We start from the raw sequence: 15,282 nt of genomic DNA on the forward strand, positions 1-15,282 counted from the left end.
TGGTAGCGATCCTGCGGCTGGTCATCGCCTTCAGGCGGAAGTGAGGACCGTCTACCCGTGCAACAGCTGAGGCTTCCGCCGGATTCCGGGGGGATGGATTCAAGGTGTTCGGCGGGCGTGCGGGGAGTGTCCGGCGGGTGCGGCGGGAAACACGAAGCGGCCCCGGCAGAGCCGAGGCCGCTTGTGCGTCAAGCCGCTCAGACCTGGAGCAGCGCCTCCAGCGGGGCCCCGCCCAGCGCCGGCTCCAGCCGGGTCCGGCCGCCGAGGAAGCCCAGCTCCATCAGCACCGCCAGGCCCGAGACCTCGGCGCCGGCACGCTGGATGAGGTGGATCGCGGCCTCGGCCGTACCACCCGTGGCCAGCACGTCGTCCACGATCAGGACGCGGTCACCGGGGGCCAGGTCCTCCGCGTGCACCTCGATCTCCGCCGAGCCGTACTCCAGGTCGTACGCCTGGCGCAGCGTCGCCCCGGGCAGCTTGCCCGCCTTGCGGACCGGGATGAAGCCGAGGCCCGCGCGGACGGCGACCGGTGCGCCGAGGATGAAGCCCCGGGCCTCCAGGCCTACGACCTTGGTCGCGCCGGTGTTCGCCGCGATCCCGGCCAGCTTGTCGGTGAGGGCGGTGAACGCGGCCGGGTCCGCGAGCAGCGGGGTGATGTCCTTGAACATCACGCCCGGCTCGGGGTAGTCGGCGACGTCACGGATCCGGCTGAGCAACAGCCCCGTGAGGTCTGCGATCTCGGTCATCGGCGCTTCCCGGAGGGTCGGCCGCGGCCCCGGCCGCGGGACGCGGGCTGGTTGCGGGGGCCCACGACGGCGGGGGCGGTGTCGTCGGAGTCGCCGTCCTCCGCGCGGTCCGCGGCGAGGTCTTCCTCGACGGCGGCCTGGGCGCGCTTGGCCAGGACCCGCTTGGTGAGGGCCTTCATGGCGGGCTCGCGCTCCTTGAGGTCGGCGACGAGCGGCGTGGCGATGAAGATCGACGAGTAGGCACCGGCCGCGAGGCCGACGAACAGCGACAGCGAGATGTCGTTCAGCGTACCGGCGCCGAGGAAGCCGCCACCGATGAACAGCAGGCCCGCCACCGGCAGCAGGGCGACCACGGTGGTGTTGATGGAGCGCACCAGCGTGCCGTTGATCGACTGGTTGGCGATGTCGCTGTAGGTGAAGCGGGTCTGCTTGGTGATGTCCTTCGTCTGCTCCTTGAGGCTGTCGAAGACGACGACCGTGTCGTAGAGCGAGTAACCGAGGATCGTCAGCAGACCGATGACCGTACCGGGTGTGACCTCGAAGCCGACCAGGGCGTAGATACCGGTCGTGATGGTGATGTCGTGGATCAGCGCGACCAGGGCCGCGACGGCCATGCGCCACTCGAAGGCGATGGCGAGGTAGATCACGACGAGCACCATGAAGATGCCCAGGCCCTCCCAGGCCTTGTTCGCGATCTGCTCACCCCAGCTGGGGCCGACCAGGTCGGCGGCGAGCTTCTCGGGGTTGAGGTTCAGGTCCTTGGCCAGCTCCTGCTTGATCTTGTCGGACTCGCCGGTGTCGATGCCGGCGATCTGGATCCGCAGGCTGCCGTTGCCGAGCTTCTGCACGATCGCCTCGTGGCCGGAGGCGTCCTTGGCATAGGTCTCCGCCTGGGCCACCGAGGTGCTCATCTTGGTCGGCGTGGTGAAGACCGCGCCGCCCTTGAACTCGATGCCCATGTTCAGCCCGCGCACCGCCAGGCCGACGATGGCCGTGATGGTGATCAGGATGGAGACGCCGTACCAGATCTTGCGCTTGCCGACGAAGTCGTACGAGATCTCGCCGCGGTGCAGTCGAGCGCCGAGGTTGCCGAGTTTCGACATCGCTCAGGCCTCCTTCGGGTCGACAGAGCCGGCGGCAGGACCGGCGGGACGGCGGGTGCGGCGCAGTGGCGGCTTGGCACCCAGGCTCTTCGGATCGAGGCCGGACCACTTGTGGCCGGTCGCGAAGAACTTACGGCGGGCGAGGAGCGTCATCAGCGGCTTGGTGAAGAAGAAGACGACGACGACGTCGAGCACGGTGGTCAGGCCGAGCGTGAACGCGAAGCCCTGGACCTTGCCGACGGTCACGATGAACAGGACGGCGGCGGCGAGGAACGACACGAAGTCGGAGACCAGGATGGTGCGCCGGGCGCGCGGCCAGGCCCGCTCGACGGCGGGTCGCAGCGAGCGGCCCTCGCGGATCTCGTCCCGGATGCGTTCGAAGTACACGATGAACGAGTCCGCGGTGATACCGATGGCGACGATGGCGCCGCAGACGGCCGGCAGGTTCAGCGCGAAGTGGATGGCCGGGCCGAGCAGCGACATGATCACGTACGTGAGGATCGCCGAGACCAGCAGCGAGGCCATCGCGACGACCGAGAGACCGCGGTAGTAGACGACCAGGTAGATCACGACCAGGGCGAGGCCGATCGCGCCGGCGAGCAGACCGGCGTGCAGCTGCTCACCGCCGAGCGCGGCGGTGACGGTGGTGACGGACTGCTCCTGGAAGGAGAGCGGCAGGGCGCCGTACGACAGCATGTTGGCGAGGCTCTGGGCCTCCTGCTGCGTGAAGCTGCCGGAGATCTCCGCCTGGCCGCCGGTGATCGCGTTCTGCACGAACGGGCTGGAGACGACCTCGCCGTCGAGGACGATGCCGAACTCGTTCTGGGGGGGCTGGTTCTTCGCCAGCTGCCCGGTGATGTCCGCGAACTTCTTGGAACCGCTGGAGGTGAAGGTCATCTGGACCTGCCAGCCGGCGGCGCCCTGGGTGTCGAAGACGGCCTGCGCCTTCTTCACCTCGGTGCCGTCGACGGCGGCCGGGCCGAGCACGTACTTGTACCAGACCTTCTTGATCTGGCCGCAGGCGATCGCGGGGTCGCCGGGCTTGGCGGCGCCGCCCACCTTGGCCCGCTGGGCGGGGTCCGTGCAGTCCAGGGCGGCGTACTGGGCCTGGAGCTTGGCGGCGGCGGCGTTGCCGGCGGCGGACCCGGACGGCGTGGCCGACGGCTTGGCGCCGCCGCTGGGGGTCGCGCTCGGCGAGGGAGTGGAGCCGGCCTTCAGCGCGTCGGTGACGGCGCGGCCCTGGGAGGTCGCCGAGGCCGTCGGGGACGGGGACCCCGAGGAGGACGAGGACGCCTTCTCCTTGGAGGAGGAAGAGGCGGAGGGGCTCGTGCTCGGGTTCGGCGAGGAGCTGCCGCTGGAGGAGGCGCTCGGCGACGGGCTCTTGGAGGCGGGGACGCTGGGCCCGCTGGCCAGGACCGGGCGGAAGTACAGCTTGGCGGTGGTGCCGACCTGCTGCTGGGCTTCCTTGGAGTTGGTGCCCTTGGGGATGTTGACGATGATGTTGTCGTTCCCCTGGGTCTGCACCTCCGACTCGGAGACGCCGAGGCCGTTGACGCGACGGTTCATGATGTCGACCGCGGTGTCCATGTTGGCCTTGTTGATCGCGGACCCCTGGTCGGCCTTCGCCTTGAGCGTGATGCTCGTACCACCGGCGAGGTCGATGCCGAGACGCGGAGTGGTGTTCTTGGAAAGGAACATGCCTCCGGTGAGCGCCACGATGGCGATCAGGATGAGGGCCAGCGAGCGCCCTGGCTTGCTCTGGGCACTCGCGCTCCGGCCCCTCTTAGGTGCTGCCACCTTCTCGTACTCCCTCTCGGGCCGCCCCGTGCCCGGTCGGGCGTGGTCGGCCATGACATGGTGTCGGGCTGTTCCGTGCGGGAAACAGACGCCCGGTGGTGCGCGGGGCGTGATTATGCCGCGTCGCGCACCACCGGGACGTGACTACTTCGCGTCGGAGTCGCCGTCGGTCTTCTTCGGCTCGTCCTCCGCCTTGGCCTCGGCGGCCTCGGCCGCGTCGGTGTCGTCCTCGGCAGCGTCCTTCTTACCGAGGTCGACGGCCTTGTCGTCGGAGGCGGCGGCAGCGGGCGAGTCGGACTCGTCGGTCTCGGTGAGGGAGGACGCGTCGTCCGGGACGATGTCGGCGTCGGACTTCAGGTCGTGCTCGATGCCGTGCACGATGCGGTTGTACTCGTCGTCGGTGAGGACGGCGCCGATCGCGTTCTTGGCGAAGAGGAGGTCGACACCGGGAGCGGCGTCGAGGAGGACGGTGTCCTCGTTGACCTCCTTGACCGTCGCGTACATCCCCCCGATCGTGCGGACACCGGAGCCGGGCTGCATCTCGTTCCGCATATTGGCGGCCTGCTGCTGCTTCTTCTTGGCCGAACGTGTCATCAGGAACATGGCCGCGATGAGCACGATGAAGGGGAGAAGGGTAAAGGCATTCACGGGACGGAATTTCCTTCGCGCGACCGCGACGGAGAGCGGCCTGTTGACGGGGGTGTGGTCGGCGCCGCCCGCAAGGGCGGCATCGGCGGAGTCTAAGCGAGTCCGCGTGCATGGAACAACGCTCAGCATGGCACCTGGGTTCCTGCTGGTGCCAATGCCTTCGCCGTCCCGCTTCCATCATGGCGCGGTCAGGTCCCGAACAGGTCCTGTTGTGCGTTCCCCCCGGTCGCCGGGCGGGGCGGGGTGAGGCCGAGGTGCGCCCAGGCGGCCGGCGTGGCGACCCGGCCGCGCGGCGTGCGGGCCAGCAGTCCCTCCCGGACGAGGAAGGGTTCGGCGACCTCCTCGACGGTCTCCCGCTCCTCCCCCACCGCGACCGCGAGCGTGGACAGGCCGACCGGGCCGCCGCCGAAGAGCTTCAGCAGGGCCTGCAGGACGGCGCGGTCGAGGCGGTCGAGGCCGCGCGCGTCGACCTCGTAGACGGCGAGGGCCGCCGCGGCGATCTCGCGGGTGATCAGGCCGTCGGCCTTGACCTGGGCGTAGTCGCGGACGCGGCGCAGCAGGCGGTTGGCGATGCGGGGCGTGCCACGGGAGCGGCCGGCGATCTCGGCGGCGCCGTCCGGCTCGATCTCGACGTCCAGCAGGTTCGCCGAGCGGTGCACGACCCGCTCCAGTTCGTGCGGCTCGTAGAACTCCATGTGCGCGGTGAAGCCGAAGCGGTCGCGCAGCGGGGGCGGCAGCAGGCCCGCGCGCGTGGTCGCGCCGACGAGGGTGAACGGCGGCAGCTCCAGCGGGATCGCGGTGGCACCGGGGCCCTTGCCGACGATGACGTCGACGCGGAAGTCCTCCATCGCCATGTACAGCATCTCCTCGGCGGGCCGGGACATGCGGTGGATCTCGTCGAGGAAGAGGACTTCGCCCTCCTGCAGGGAGGAGAGGATCGCGGCGAGGTCGCCGGCGTGCTGGATGGCGGGGCCGGAGGTGATGCGGATGGGCGCGCCCATCTCGGCCGCGATGATCATCGACAGCGTCGTCTTGCCCAGGCCGGGCGCGCCGGAGAGCAGCACGTGGTCGGCGGTGGCACCCCGCGCACGTGCGGCCCGCAGGACGAGGTCGAGCTGTTCGCGGACCTTCTCCTGGCCGATGAACTCACCGAGGTCCTTCGGGCGCAGGGCGGCCTCGACGGCCTGGTCCTCCCGGTCGGCGGACGCACCGACGAGCCGCTCGGGGGCGGGGGTGTCGGTCGTGTCGTCCCAGTTCATGGAAGTGTGCCTCGATCGTCGTGGGGTCAGCGGGCGCGGTTCAGGGTCTGCAGGGCGGCCTTCAGCAGCACGCCGACCTGGGGCGTGCCGCCGGCCGCCTCCGCCTGGGGTGCCACCGCGGTGACGGCCTCGTCGGCCTCGCGGGTGGCGTAGCCGAGGCCGATCAGGGCCGCGTGCAGCTGGTCGCGCCAGCTCTGGGTGACCGGGGCGCCGATCGCGGGGGCGCCGACGGGTTCGCCGAGCCGGTCCTTCAGTTCCAGGAGCAGCTTCTGGGCGCCCTTCTTGCCGATGCCGGGGACGGCGGTGAGGGCCTTCTCGTCACCGGTGGCGACGGCGCGGCGCAGCGCGTCCGGGGTGTGCACGGCGAGCATGGCCTGGGCGAGGCGCGGGCCGACGCCGCTCGCGGTCTGGAGCAGCTCGAAGACCTGGCGCTCGTCGTCGGCGGCGAAGCCGTACAGGGTGAGGGAGTCCTCGCGGACGACCAGGGAGGTGTGCAGCTTGGCGGGCTGGCCCATGCGGAGCGTGGACAGCGTGTTCGGCGTGCACTGGACGGCCATGCCGACGCCGCCGACCTCGACGACCGCGGCGTCGGGGGCGAGCGCGGCGACCGTGCCGCTGACGAAGGCGATCATGCCGTACGGCCTTTCGTTGCGTTGACGGTGTGGCGGGCGACCGCCTGCTGGAGCCGGTTCTGGGCGGGGGCGCGCCAGATGTGGCAGATGGCGAGCGCGAGGGCGTCGGCGGCGTCGGCCGGCTTGGGCGGCGCCGACAGCCGGAGCAGCCGGGTCACCATGGCGCCGACCTGTGCCTTCTCGGCCCGGCCGCTGCCGGTGACGGCGGCCTTGACCTCGCTGGGCGTGTGCAGGGCGACGGGGATGCCGCGCCGGGCGGCGCACAGCATGGCGACGGCGCTGGCCTGGGCGGTGCCCATCACCGTGCGCACGTTGTGCTGGCTGAAGACGCGCTCGACGGCGACGAACTCGGGCCGGTGCTCGTCCAGCCACTGCTCCAGGCCCTGCTCGACGGCGAGGAGGCGGTGACTGAGGTCGGCGTCCACGGGGGTGCGGACGACACCGACGCCGAGCATGGTGAGCGGCCGGCCCGCGACCCCTTCGACGACGCCCACACCGCACCGGGTCAGCCCGGGATCCACCCCCAGTACGCGCACCGCGCCCCTCCCTCCGCCGACTCGCTCAGCTGTTTGTGCAGGCTATCGGTTGCCACTGACAACGCCGCGCACCGGCGCCCGGCACGGCGACGGGCCGACGGGTTGTCCCGTCGGCCCGTGAGATCTGCGTGGCGGCGACGTCAGGCGTCGACCTTCTCCATGATCTCGTCGCTCACGTCGAAGTTGGCGAAGACGTTCTGGACGTCGTCGCTGTCCTCGAGCGCGTCGATCAGCTTGAAGATCTTCTTGGCGCCCTCCTCGTCCAGTTCGACCTGGACGGACGGCACGAAGCTGGAATCGGCGGAGTCGTAGTCGATGCCGGCCGCCTGGAGGGCGGTGCGGACCGCGACCAGGTCGGTGGCCTCGCTGATGACCTCGAAGGTCTCGCCGAGGTCGTTGACCTCCTCGGCGCCCGCGTCCAGGACGGCACCGAGGACGTCGTCCTCGGTCAGCTCGCCCTTGGGGACGATGACGACGCCCTTGCGGCTGAACATGTACGACACGGAGCCCGGGTCGGCCATGTTGCCGCCGTTGCGGGTCATGGCGACGCGGACGTCCGAGGCGGCGCGGTTGCGGTTGTCGGTGAGGCACTCGATGAGCACCGCGACACCGTTGGGGCCGTAACCCTCGTACATGATCGTCTCGTAGTCGGCGCCACCGGCCTCGAGACCGCCGCCGCGCTTGATGGCGGAGTCGATGTTCTTGTTCGGGACCGACTGCTTCTTGGCCTTCTGGACAGCGTCGTAGAGCGTCGGGTTGCCCTCAAGGTCGACACCGCCCATACGCGCGGCGACCTCGATGTTCTTGATCAGCTTCGCGAAGAGCTTGCCGAGCTTGGCGTCGATCACGGCCTTCTTGTGCTTCGTCGTAGCCCATTTAGAGTGGCCGGACATCTGCCTGTCTCCTTCGCGTAACCCATCTCTGCAACGAACTCCAGAGATCCTACAAGGACTCCGGTGTCCGGTTGGCGCGCACCATGTCCACGAACAGGGAGTGCACGCGGTGGTCGCCGGTCAGTTCCGGATGGAACGACGTGGCGAGCGCGTTGCCCTGGCGGACGGCGACGATGTGGCCGTCGTGCTCGGCGAGCACCTCGGCCCCGGCGCCCACGGACTCCACCCAGGGAGCGCGGATGAAGACGCCCTCCACAGGATCTCCCGGGACGCCCCGCACGTCGACCGCGGCCTCGAAGGACTCGTTCTGCCGGCCGAAGGCGTTGCGCCGCACGATCATGTCGATGCCACCGATGGTCTCCTGGCCCGAGCGCGGGTCGAGGATCTTGTCGGCGAGCATGATCATGCCGGCGCAGGTGCCGTAGACCGGCATACCCGCGCGCACGCGCGCGCGGAGGGGCTCCATCACGCCGAACAGGACGGCCAGCTTGGAGATGGTGGTGGACTCGCCGCCGGGCAGCACGAGGCCGTCGACCTCGGCGAGTTCCTCGGGGCGCCGCACCGGCCTGGCCACGGCGTCGGCCGCGGCCAGGGCGATGAGGTGCTCCCGTACGTCGCCCTGGAGAGCCAGGACGCCTATGACAGGAGTGTTCATGGGGTTCAGTACCTGAGGTCCGTGAGGTCCGTACCGGTGGGCTTACCAGCCGCGGTTGGCGTAGCGCTCGGTCTCGGGGAGGGTGTCGCAGTTGATGCCGACCATGGCCTCGCCGAGGTTGCGGGACGCGTCCGCGATGATCTTCGGGTCGTCGTAGAAGGTGGTGGCCTTCACGATGGCGGCGGCGCGCTTGGCCGGGTCGCCGGACTTGAAGATGCCGGAGCCGACGAACACGCCCTCGGCGCCGAGCTGACGCATCAGGGCCGCGTCGGCCGGGGTGGCCACGCCGCCGGCGGAGAACAGCACCACGGGGAGCTTGCCGAGCTCGGCGACCTCCTTGACCAGCTCGTACGGGGCGCGCAGCTCCTTGGCGGCGGCGTACAGCTCGTGGTTGTCGAAGCCGCGCAGCTTGGCGATCTCGTTCTTGATCTGGCGCAGGTGGCGGACGGCCTCGACGACGTTGCCGGTGCCGGCCTCGCCCTTGGAGCGGATCATCGCGGCACCCTCGGCGATGCGGCGCAGGGCCTCGCCCAGGTTGGTGGCGCCACACACGAACGGGGTGGTGAAGGACCACTTGTCGGAGTGGTTGACCTCGTCGGCCGGGGTGAGGACCTCGGACTCGTCGATGTAGTCGACGCCGAGGGACTGCAGCACCTGGGCCTCGACGAAGTGGCCGATGCGGGACTTGGCCATCACCGGGATGGAGACGGCGTCGATGATGCCCTCGATCATGTCCGGGTCGGACATGCGGGCCACGCCACCGTCCTTGCGGATGTCGGCCGGGACCCGCTCCAGCGCCATGACGGCGACGGCGCCGGCGTCCTCGGCGATCTTCGCCTGCTCCGGCGTGACGACGTCCATGATCACGCCGCCCTTGAGCTGCTCGGCCATGCCGCGCTTCACGCGGGCGGTGCCGGTCTCGGGAGCCTGGTTCTCGGTGGTGGACACGGGTGACCTCACTGATGGGAAAGAGGATTTCTGCACCGATGAGGAAACGCGAGTGGACCAGGCCACAGCAAGGGCCAATGGCAAGCCGGTGGATCCTTTTCGTCCGGCGCGGGTTCTCCCGGGGTTCAGGAAGCCCGCTCCACCAGGGCCGCGGGGGGCTCGTCGTCCATCTCGAAGGCCAGCGGGAACGGGGCATGGCCGGCCAGCCGGAACCAGCGCACCTTGCGGTGCTCGCGGAGCCTGCGCGCGGCTCCCACGGCGTCGTTGTGGAAGCGGCGGGCCATCGGGACCCGGCGGACGGCCTCGGCCAGCTCACGGGCCGCCTCCTCACCGCCCGGGGCCTCCCGTACGGCCTCCACCTGGGCGGGGTCCTCGAAGACCGCGCGCAGCGCCTGGGTCAGCTCGCTCTCGGCGACCTCCCGCTGCTCCTCCTCGGCCTGCCGGGCCGCGTGGGCGGCCTCGTACAGCACGATCGAGGCGGCCGGGTCCAGCACCCCCGAGGTGGCGAGCTCCTGTGCGACGGAGGCCCGGCGCAGCAGCTGCGCGTCGAGCGCGGCCCGCGCGGCGTCCATCCGCACATGCAGCCGGTCCAGCCGCCCGGCCGTCCAGCTCAGGTACACGCCGATCGCGACGAGTACGACGAGGATCCAGATGAGGGTTGCGGTCACGGCGGAAGGCTATCGGCTGCCGGGTCGCGTCCCGGCGCCGGTCACGGGCCGTTGCTGACCGCTCGCGGCCTCAGTCGCGGGCCAGCCCGAACCGCGCCCGCAGCCCCGTCGTCCGCTCGTCCGCCGCGACCGCCGCCGCGCCGGCCGTCACCGTCTCGTAGACGGACAGGATGTCCGCGCCGACCGTCGACCAGTCGAACCGCCGCACGTGCGTGCTCCCGCGCTCGCGCAGCTCGGCCCGCCGAGCCGGGTCCTCCAGCAGGCGTACGGCCGCCTCGGCGAGCGCGTCGGCGTCCTCGTTGGCGAAGACCGCGCCGGCCTCCCCCTGGTCCAGGACCTGCACGAAGGCGTCCAGGTCGGAGGCGAGCACCGGCGCGCCCGCCGACATCGCCTCGACCAGGATGATGCCGAAGCTCTCGCCGCCGGTGTTGGGCGCGATGTACAGGTCGACGCTGCGCAGGAAGCGGGCCTTGTCCTCGTCGCTGATCATGCCGAGGAACTCGACGCGCGAGCGGAGCTCCCGGGGCAGCTCCTCGACGGCGGCATCCTCGTCCCCGCGCCCCGCGACCAGCAGGCGGGTCTGCGGGCGGGCGGCGAGGATCTTCGGCAGGGCCTGCATCAGCACCGGCAGGCCCTTGCGGGGCTCGTCGATGCGGCCGATGAACCCGAGGGTGTCCCCCTGCCACTCGGGCTTGGGCTCGGCCTTGGCGAAGAAGTCGACGTCCACGCCGTTGGGGATGACCACCGCGTCCCCGCCGAGGTGCTCGACCAGGGTGCGGCGGGCGTACTCGCTGACCGCGATCCGCGCGCTGATCTTCTCCAGGGCGGCCTGCAGGATCGAGTATGCGGCGATCATCGCCCGGGAGCGCGGGTTGGAGGTGTGGAAGGTGGCCACGATGGGCCCAGAGGCGGCCCAGCAGGTGAGCAGGCCCAGCGAGGGCGAGGTCGGCTCGTGGATGTGGACCACGTCGAAGCCGCCCTCGTGCAGCCAGCGCCGCACCCGTGCCGCCGACAGGAAGCCGAAGTTCAGGCGGGCGACCGATCCGTTGTAGGGCACCGGGACCGCCCGGCCGGCCGAGACGACGTACGCCGGCAGCGGGGTGTCGTCGTCGGCCGGGGCGAGCACGGAGACGTCGTGGCCGAGGCGGAGGAAGTACTCGGCGAGGTCGCGGATGTGGAACTGGACGCCCCCGGGCACGTCCCAGGAGTACGGGCAGACGATCCCGATTCTCACGCGGGTCCCTTCGCGGGGTCGAGGTCGGCGAGCCACAGCCGCTGGAGCATGTGCCAGTCCTCCGGATGGTCGGCGATGCCGCCGGCGAAGGCGTCGGCCAGCGCCTGTGTCATGACAGACGTCTTCTCGGCCCGGTTACCTGACCCGGGGACCTCGATCGGCGAATGGACCTGGCCCTGCATGATCGGCGAGTCGTCGTACCACAGCGTGACCGGGAGCAGCAGCGCGCCGGTCTGCTGGGCGAGCAGCGCCGGGCCCGCGGGCATCCGGGTGGTCTCGCCGAAGAAGTCGACCTCGACGCCGGAGGCGGACAGATCCCGGTCGGCGACCAGGCAGACCAGGCCGCCGTCGCGCAGCCGACGGGCGAGGGTGCCGAAGGCGGAGCCGCCGCTGTGCGGCAGGACCTCCATGCCGAGGCCCTCGCGGTAGGCGACGAAGCGGTCGTACAGCGTCTCGGGCTTCAGCCGCTCGGCGACGGTCGTGAACGGCGTTTCCAGCTTGGTGGTGACCCAGGCGCCGGCCAGGTCGTAGTTGGCCATGTGCGGCAGGGCCAGGATCACGCCGTTGCCGGCGGCCAGCCCGTCGGTCAGGAAATGTATGTCCTTCGGGTCGAAGCCCGCCCGCACGCGCTCCCGGCTCCAGGCCGGGAGCCGGAAGGACTCCATCCAGTAGCGCAGGTACGAGCGCATGCCCGCGCGGGACAGCTCGCGCAGGCGCTCCGGGCCCGCGCCGGGCACCACGCGCGCGTAGTTCGACTCCAGGCGCTGTACGCCCTTGCCGCGCTGCTTCCAGGCGAGGTCGGCGATGCTCCGCCCGAGGCGGACCGCGACCGGTTCCGGGAGCTTCTTGACGGTGCTCCAGCCGGCGCCGTACAGCGCGTCGCTGAGACGTTCGGCGGCGCTCACTGCGCGGCCTCGCTGGGGCTCTGCCGGGCTGCCGCCTCGGCCTCGGCCGACTCGCGGCGGACGGTGACGACGCGCTGGATGAGCGTGACGAGGCTGCCGACGGCGACGATCCACAGGGCGATCGGCAGCAGCCACTGGATGCCCGGGACACCGAACTTGTGCAGACCTGCGAAACCGGCCGCGACCAGCGAGATCACCAACCGCTCGGCGCGTTCGACGAGGCCGTTGACGGCGACCGGCAGCCCGATGGACTCGCCGCGCGCCTTGGTGTACGACACCACCTGGCCGCTGGCCAGGCAGAAGATCGAGACCGCGCACAGGACGTTGTCGTTCCCGTGGCCCGCGTACCAGAGGGCGAAGCCGCCGAAGATGGCGCCGTCCGCGACCCGGTCGAGGGTGGAGTCCAGGAAGGCCCCCCAGCGGCTGGAGCGGCCCAGCTGACGGGCCATGTTGCCGTCGACCAGGTCGGAGAAGACGAACAGGGTGATCACGACCGTGCCCCAGAAGAACTCACCCCGGGGGTAGAAGACCAGCGCTCCCGCGACCACACCGGCCGTGCCGATGAGCGTGACCGTGTCGGGGCTCACGCCCCGGCGGATGAGAAACGCGGCGAACGGCGTGAGGACACGCGTGAAGAATGCACGCGCGTACTTGTTCAGCATGGCCTTCCCGACGGTCGGTGTCGCCGCGGCCCTGGTGGCCTCCGGCTGGCCCATCGTAGCCACGCGCGCGCGTGCGTGACGGGCGGGCACCCGCACCCCGTGGAGCGAACCGGTGCTCGCCGCCGCGCGCGGGCGCGCGTGACGCGATCGGCGACCGCCGCTGTCGTTCGTATGGACGCAGCGTGACGGGAGTGGAAAGCTCGAATAACCGCGGGCGACGCCGGAGCCGCCAGAGCACGCGGGTCCCGCGTGTCCGCGCCCACAGTGACCTCACCGTGCACGGGAGGCAGGATCATGGGCGACAAAGCACAGACTCACCACCCCGGGGCCGCCGGCAGGGCTCTGGAGGCCGACCAGCCCGCGTCCGTACGGAACGTGGTACTGGTCGGCCACTCCGGTTCGGGCAAGACGACTCTGGTGGAGGCCCTCGCGCTGACTGCGGGAGCGCTGAACCGGGCGGGCCGCGTCGAGGACGGCGCCACCGTCTCGGACTACGACGACATCGAGCACCGGCAGCAGCGCTCCGTACAGCTCTCCCTGGTGCCGGTCGAATGGGACGGCATCAAGATCAACCTCCTCGACACCCCCGGATACGCGGACTTCGTCGGGGAGCTCAGGGCCGGTCTGCGCGCCGCGGACGCGGCCCTGTTCGTCATCTCGGCCTCGGACGGCGTGGACGGCTCGACCCGGATCGTCTGGGAGGAGTGCGCGGCCGTCGGCATGCCGCGCGCGATCGTGATCACCCACCTGGAGGCCGCGCGCGCGGACTTCGAGGAGATGACGCGGATCTGCGCGCAGGCCTTCGGCGGCGACGACCCCGACGCCGTACTCCCGCTGTACCTGCCGCTGCGCGGACCCGAGGGTCCCGACGGACACGCGCCCGTGACCGGGCTGACCGGGCTGCTGTCGCAGAAGCTGTTCGACTACTCGACCGGGGAGCGCAAGGAGTCCGAGCCCGGCGAGGACCAGCTGCCGGACATCGAGGAGGCCCGCAACCGGCTCATCGAGGGGATCATCGCCGAGAGCGAGGACGAGACCCTCATGGACCGCTATCTCGGCGGTGAGCAGGTCGACGTCAGGACACTGATCCAGGACCTGGAGCGGGCCGTCGCCCGGGGCGCGTTCTTCCCCGTGCTGGCCGCCGCCCCGGCCGCCGAGGGCGCCAAACAGGGGCTCGGCACGGTGGAACTGCTGGAGCTGGTCACCCGCGGGTTCCCGACCCCGTTCGAGCACCCGCTGCCCGAAGTCACGACCGTCGACGGCAAGCCGCGCGAGCTGAAGCCGTGCGACACCGACGGCCCGCTGGTCGCCGAGGTCGTCAAGACCGCGTCCGACCCCTACGTGGGCCGCGTCTCCCTGGTCCGCGTGTTCTCCGGCACCCTGCGCCCCGACCAGACGGTGCACGTCTCGGGCCACGGCCTGGCCGACCGCGGGCACGAGGACCACGACGTCGACGAGAAGGTCGGCGCCCTGTCCATGCCGTTCGGCAAACAGCAGCGCCCGGTGACGCACGCCGTCGCCGGCGACCTGGTGTGCGTGGCCAAGCTCGGGCGGGCCGAGACCGGGGACACGCTCTCCGCCAAGGACGACCCCCTGCTGATCGAGCCCTGGCGGATGCCCGACCCGCTGCTCCCGCTCGCCATCCAGGCGCACAGCAAGGCCGACGAGGACAAGCTCTCGCAGGGCCTGTCCCGGCTGGTGGCCGAGGACCCGACGATGCGGCTGGAGCAGAACCAGGACACCCACCAGGTGGTCCTGTGGTGTCTGGGCGAGGCGCACGCGGACGTCGCCCTGGAACGGCTGCGCAGCCGCTACGGCGTCCAGGTCGACGTCGTCCCGCACAGGGTCTCGCTGCGGGAGACGTTCGCGAACAGGGCCGCCGGGCGCGGCCGGCATGTGAAGCAGTCCGGCGGGCACGGGCAGTACGCCATCTGCGAGATCGAGGTGGAGCCGCTGCCGGCCGGCTCGGGCATCGAGTTCGTGGACAAGGTGGTCGGCGGCGCCGTACCGCGCCAGTTCATCCCGTCCGTGGAGAAGGGCGTGCGGGCCCAGGCCGCCAAGGGGGTCGCCGCCGGCTATCCGCTCGTGGACGTACGGGTCACGCTGGTCGACGGCAAGGCGCACTCGGTGGACTCCTCCGACGCCGCCTTCCAGACGGCGGGCGCGCTGGCGCTGCGCGAGGCCGCGGCGGACGCGAGGATCCATCTGCTGGAGCCGGTCGCCGAGGTGTCCGTGCTCGTCGGCGACGACTACGTGGGCGCCGTGATGAGCGACCTGTCCAGCCGGCGCGGCCGGGTGCTCGGCACCGAACAGGTGGGCTCGGGGCGGACCGTGATCCGGGCCGAGGTGCCCGAGTTCGAGATCGGCCGGTACGCCGTCGACCTGCGTTCGCTGTCGCACGGCACGGCCCGCTTCGACCGCTCCTACGCCCGGCACGAGCCGATGCCGCCGCAGATCGCCGAGCGGGTCCGCGAACAGGCGGGTGACAACGCCTAGCTGACGGGGGGCATCGGGCGCACAACCCGGCGCACGGGCGGGCGGCTTCGGCCGTCCGCCCGCGGGCTGTCGGTGGCGGCGGATACGCTGATCACCACGA

Annotated in this window: 15 protein-coding genes; 1 reads left to right on the top strand and 14 read right to left on the bottom strand. The window is 71.1% G+C overall.

Annotated elements, in window-relative coordinates; translation table 11 throughout:
• Positions 1-197 precede the first annotated feature (197 nt).
• The 14 genes from IO33_RS0107845 to pgsA all read right to left on the bottom strand — a co-directional run bounded on the left by IO33_RS0107845 (position 198) and on the right by pgsA (position 12,740).
• A complete protein-coding gene (locus IO33_RS0107845; RefSeq protein WP_031161808.1) occupies positions 198-746 on the bottom strand; it encodes an adenine phosphoribosyltransferase in 549 nt (182 codons plus the stop codon).
• Positions 743-1,849 carry a protein translocase subunit SecF gene (gene secF, locus IO33_RS0107850; protein WP_031161810.1) on the bottom strand — a complete coding sequence of 369 codons (1,107 nt, stop codon included), beginning with the start codon at positions 1,847-1,849 and terminating at the stop codon, positions 743-745. The genes IO33_RS0107845 and secF overlap by 4 nt, the downstream gene beginning before the upstream one ends.
• A gap of 3 nt (positions 1,850-1,852) precedes the next feature.
• Positions 1,853-3,646 (bottom strand): protein translocase subunit SecD, encoded by a 1,794-nt coding sequence (gene secD, locus IO33_RS0107855; RefSeq protein WP_031161812.1) that lies wholly within the window; start codon positions 3,644-3,646, stop codon positions 1,853-1,855.
• A 144-nt stretch (positions 3,647-3,790) separates the two neighbouring features.
• Complete coding sequence (gene yajC, locus IO33_RS0107860) at positions 3,791-4,294, bottom strand: preprotein translocase subunit YajC (protein ID WP_031161814.1); 504 nt, start codon at positions 4,292-4,294, stop codon at positions 3,791-3,793.
• Positions 4,295-4,482: 188 nt separating this feature from the next.
• Positions 4,483-5,553, bottom strand: coding sequence for a Holliday junction branch migration DNA helicase RuvB (ruvB, locus tag IO33_RS0107865; RefSeq protein WP_031161816.1), 1,071 nt, complete (start codon positions 5,551-5,553; stop codon positions 4,483-4,485).
• A gap of 26 nt (positions 5,554-5,579) precedes the next feature.
• Entirely contained in the window at positions 5,580-6,185 is a 606-nt protein-coding gene (gene ruvA / locus IO33_RS0107870) for a Holliday junction branch migration protein RuvA (protein ID WP_031161818.1), read from the bottom strand.
• Positions 6,182-6,721 (bottom strand): crossover junction endodeoxyribonuclease RuvC, encoded by a 540-nt coding sequence (gene ruvC, locus IO33_RS0107875; RefSeq protein ID WP_031161820.1) that lies wholly within the window; start codon positions 6,719-6,721, stop codon positions 6,182-6,184. Before ruvC ends, ruvA begins: the two co-directional genes overlap by 4 nt.
• 140 nt (positions 6,722-6,861) lie before the next feature.
• Positions 6,862-7,614: a YebC/PmpR family DNA-binding transcriptional regulator gene (locus IO33_RS0107880; protein ID WP_031161823.1), complete on the bottom strand. Its 753-nt coding sequence runs from the start codon at positions 7,612-7,614 to the stop codon at positions 6,862-6,864.
• Positions 7,615-7,663: 49 nt separating this feature from the next.
• Entirely contained in the window at positions 7,664-8,269 is a 606-nt protein-coding gene (gene pdxT, locus IO33_RS0107885; protein ID WP_031161825.1) for a pyridoxal 5'-phosphate synthase glutaminase subunit PdxT, read from the bottom strand.
• 42 nt (positions 8,270-8,311) lie between these two features.
• Positions 8,312-9,217: a pyridoxal 5'-phosphate synthase lyase subunit PdxS gene (gene pdxS / locus IO33_RS0107890; RefSeq protein ID WP_031161827.1), complete on the bottom strand. Its 906-nt coding sequence runs from the start codon at positions 9,215-9,217 to the stop codon at positions 8,312-8,314.
• Between the two features lie 125 nt (positions 9,218-9,342).
• Complete coding sequence (locus IO33_RS0107895; protein WP_031161829.1) at positions 9,343-9,885, bottom strand: LemA family protein; 543 nt, start codon at positions 9,883-9,885, stop codon at positions 9,343-9,345.
• Positions 9,886-9,955: 70 nt separating this feature from the next.
• Complete coding sequence (locus tag IO33_RS0107900; RefSeq protein ID WP_031161832.1) at positions 9,956-11,119, bottom strand: glycosyltransferase family 4 protein; 1,164 nt, start codon at positions 11,117-11,119, stop codon at positions 9,956-9,958.
• The gene (locus tag IO33_RS0107905) at positions 11,116-12,024 is read right to left on the bottom strand and encodes a phosphatidylinositol mannoside acyltransferase (protein WP_031161835.1); all 909 of its coding nucleotides are present in this window, start codon (positions 12,022-12,024) and stop codon (positions 11,116-11,118) included. The genes IO33_RS0107900 and IO33_RS0107905 overlap by 4 nt, the downstream gene beginning before the upstream one ends.
• Positions 12,021-12,740 carry a phosphatidylinositol phosphate synthase gene (pgsA, locus tag IO33_RS0107910; protein ID WP_031161837.1) on the bottom strand — a complete coding sequence of 240 codons (720 nt, stop codon included), beginning with the start codon at positions 12,738-12,740 and terminating at the stop codon, positions 12,021-12,023. Before pgsA ends, IO33_RS0107905 begins: the two co-directional genes overlap by 4 nt.
• Positions 12,741-12,980: 240 nt before the next feature.
• On the opposite strand from pgsA, the gene IO33_RS0107915 reads away from it, so the two are divergent.
• Positions 12,981-15,182, top strand: a complete 2,202-nt coding sequence (locus IO33_RS0107915; RefSeq protein WP_031161839.1) for an elongation factor G-like protein EF-G2 — start codon at positions 12,981-12,983, stop codon at positions 15,180-15,182.
• Positions 15,183-15,282: the final 100 nt, after the last annotated feature.

The sequence above is a fragment of the Streptomyces durhamensis genome (genome assembly GCF_000725475.1).
In the GTDB taxonomy this organism is placed as follows: domain Bacteria; phylum Actinomycetota; class Actinomycetes; order Streptomycetales; family Streptomycetaceae; genus Streptomyces; species Streptomyces filipinensis.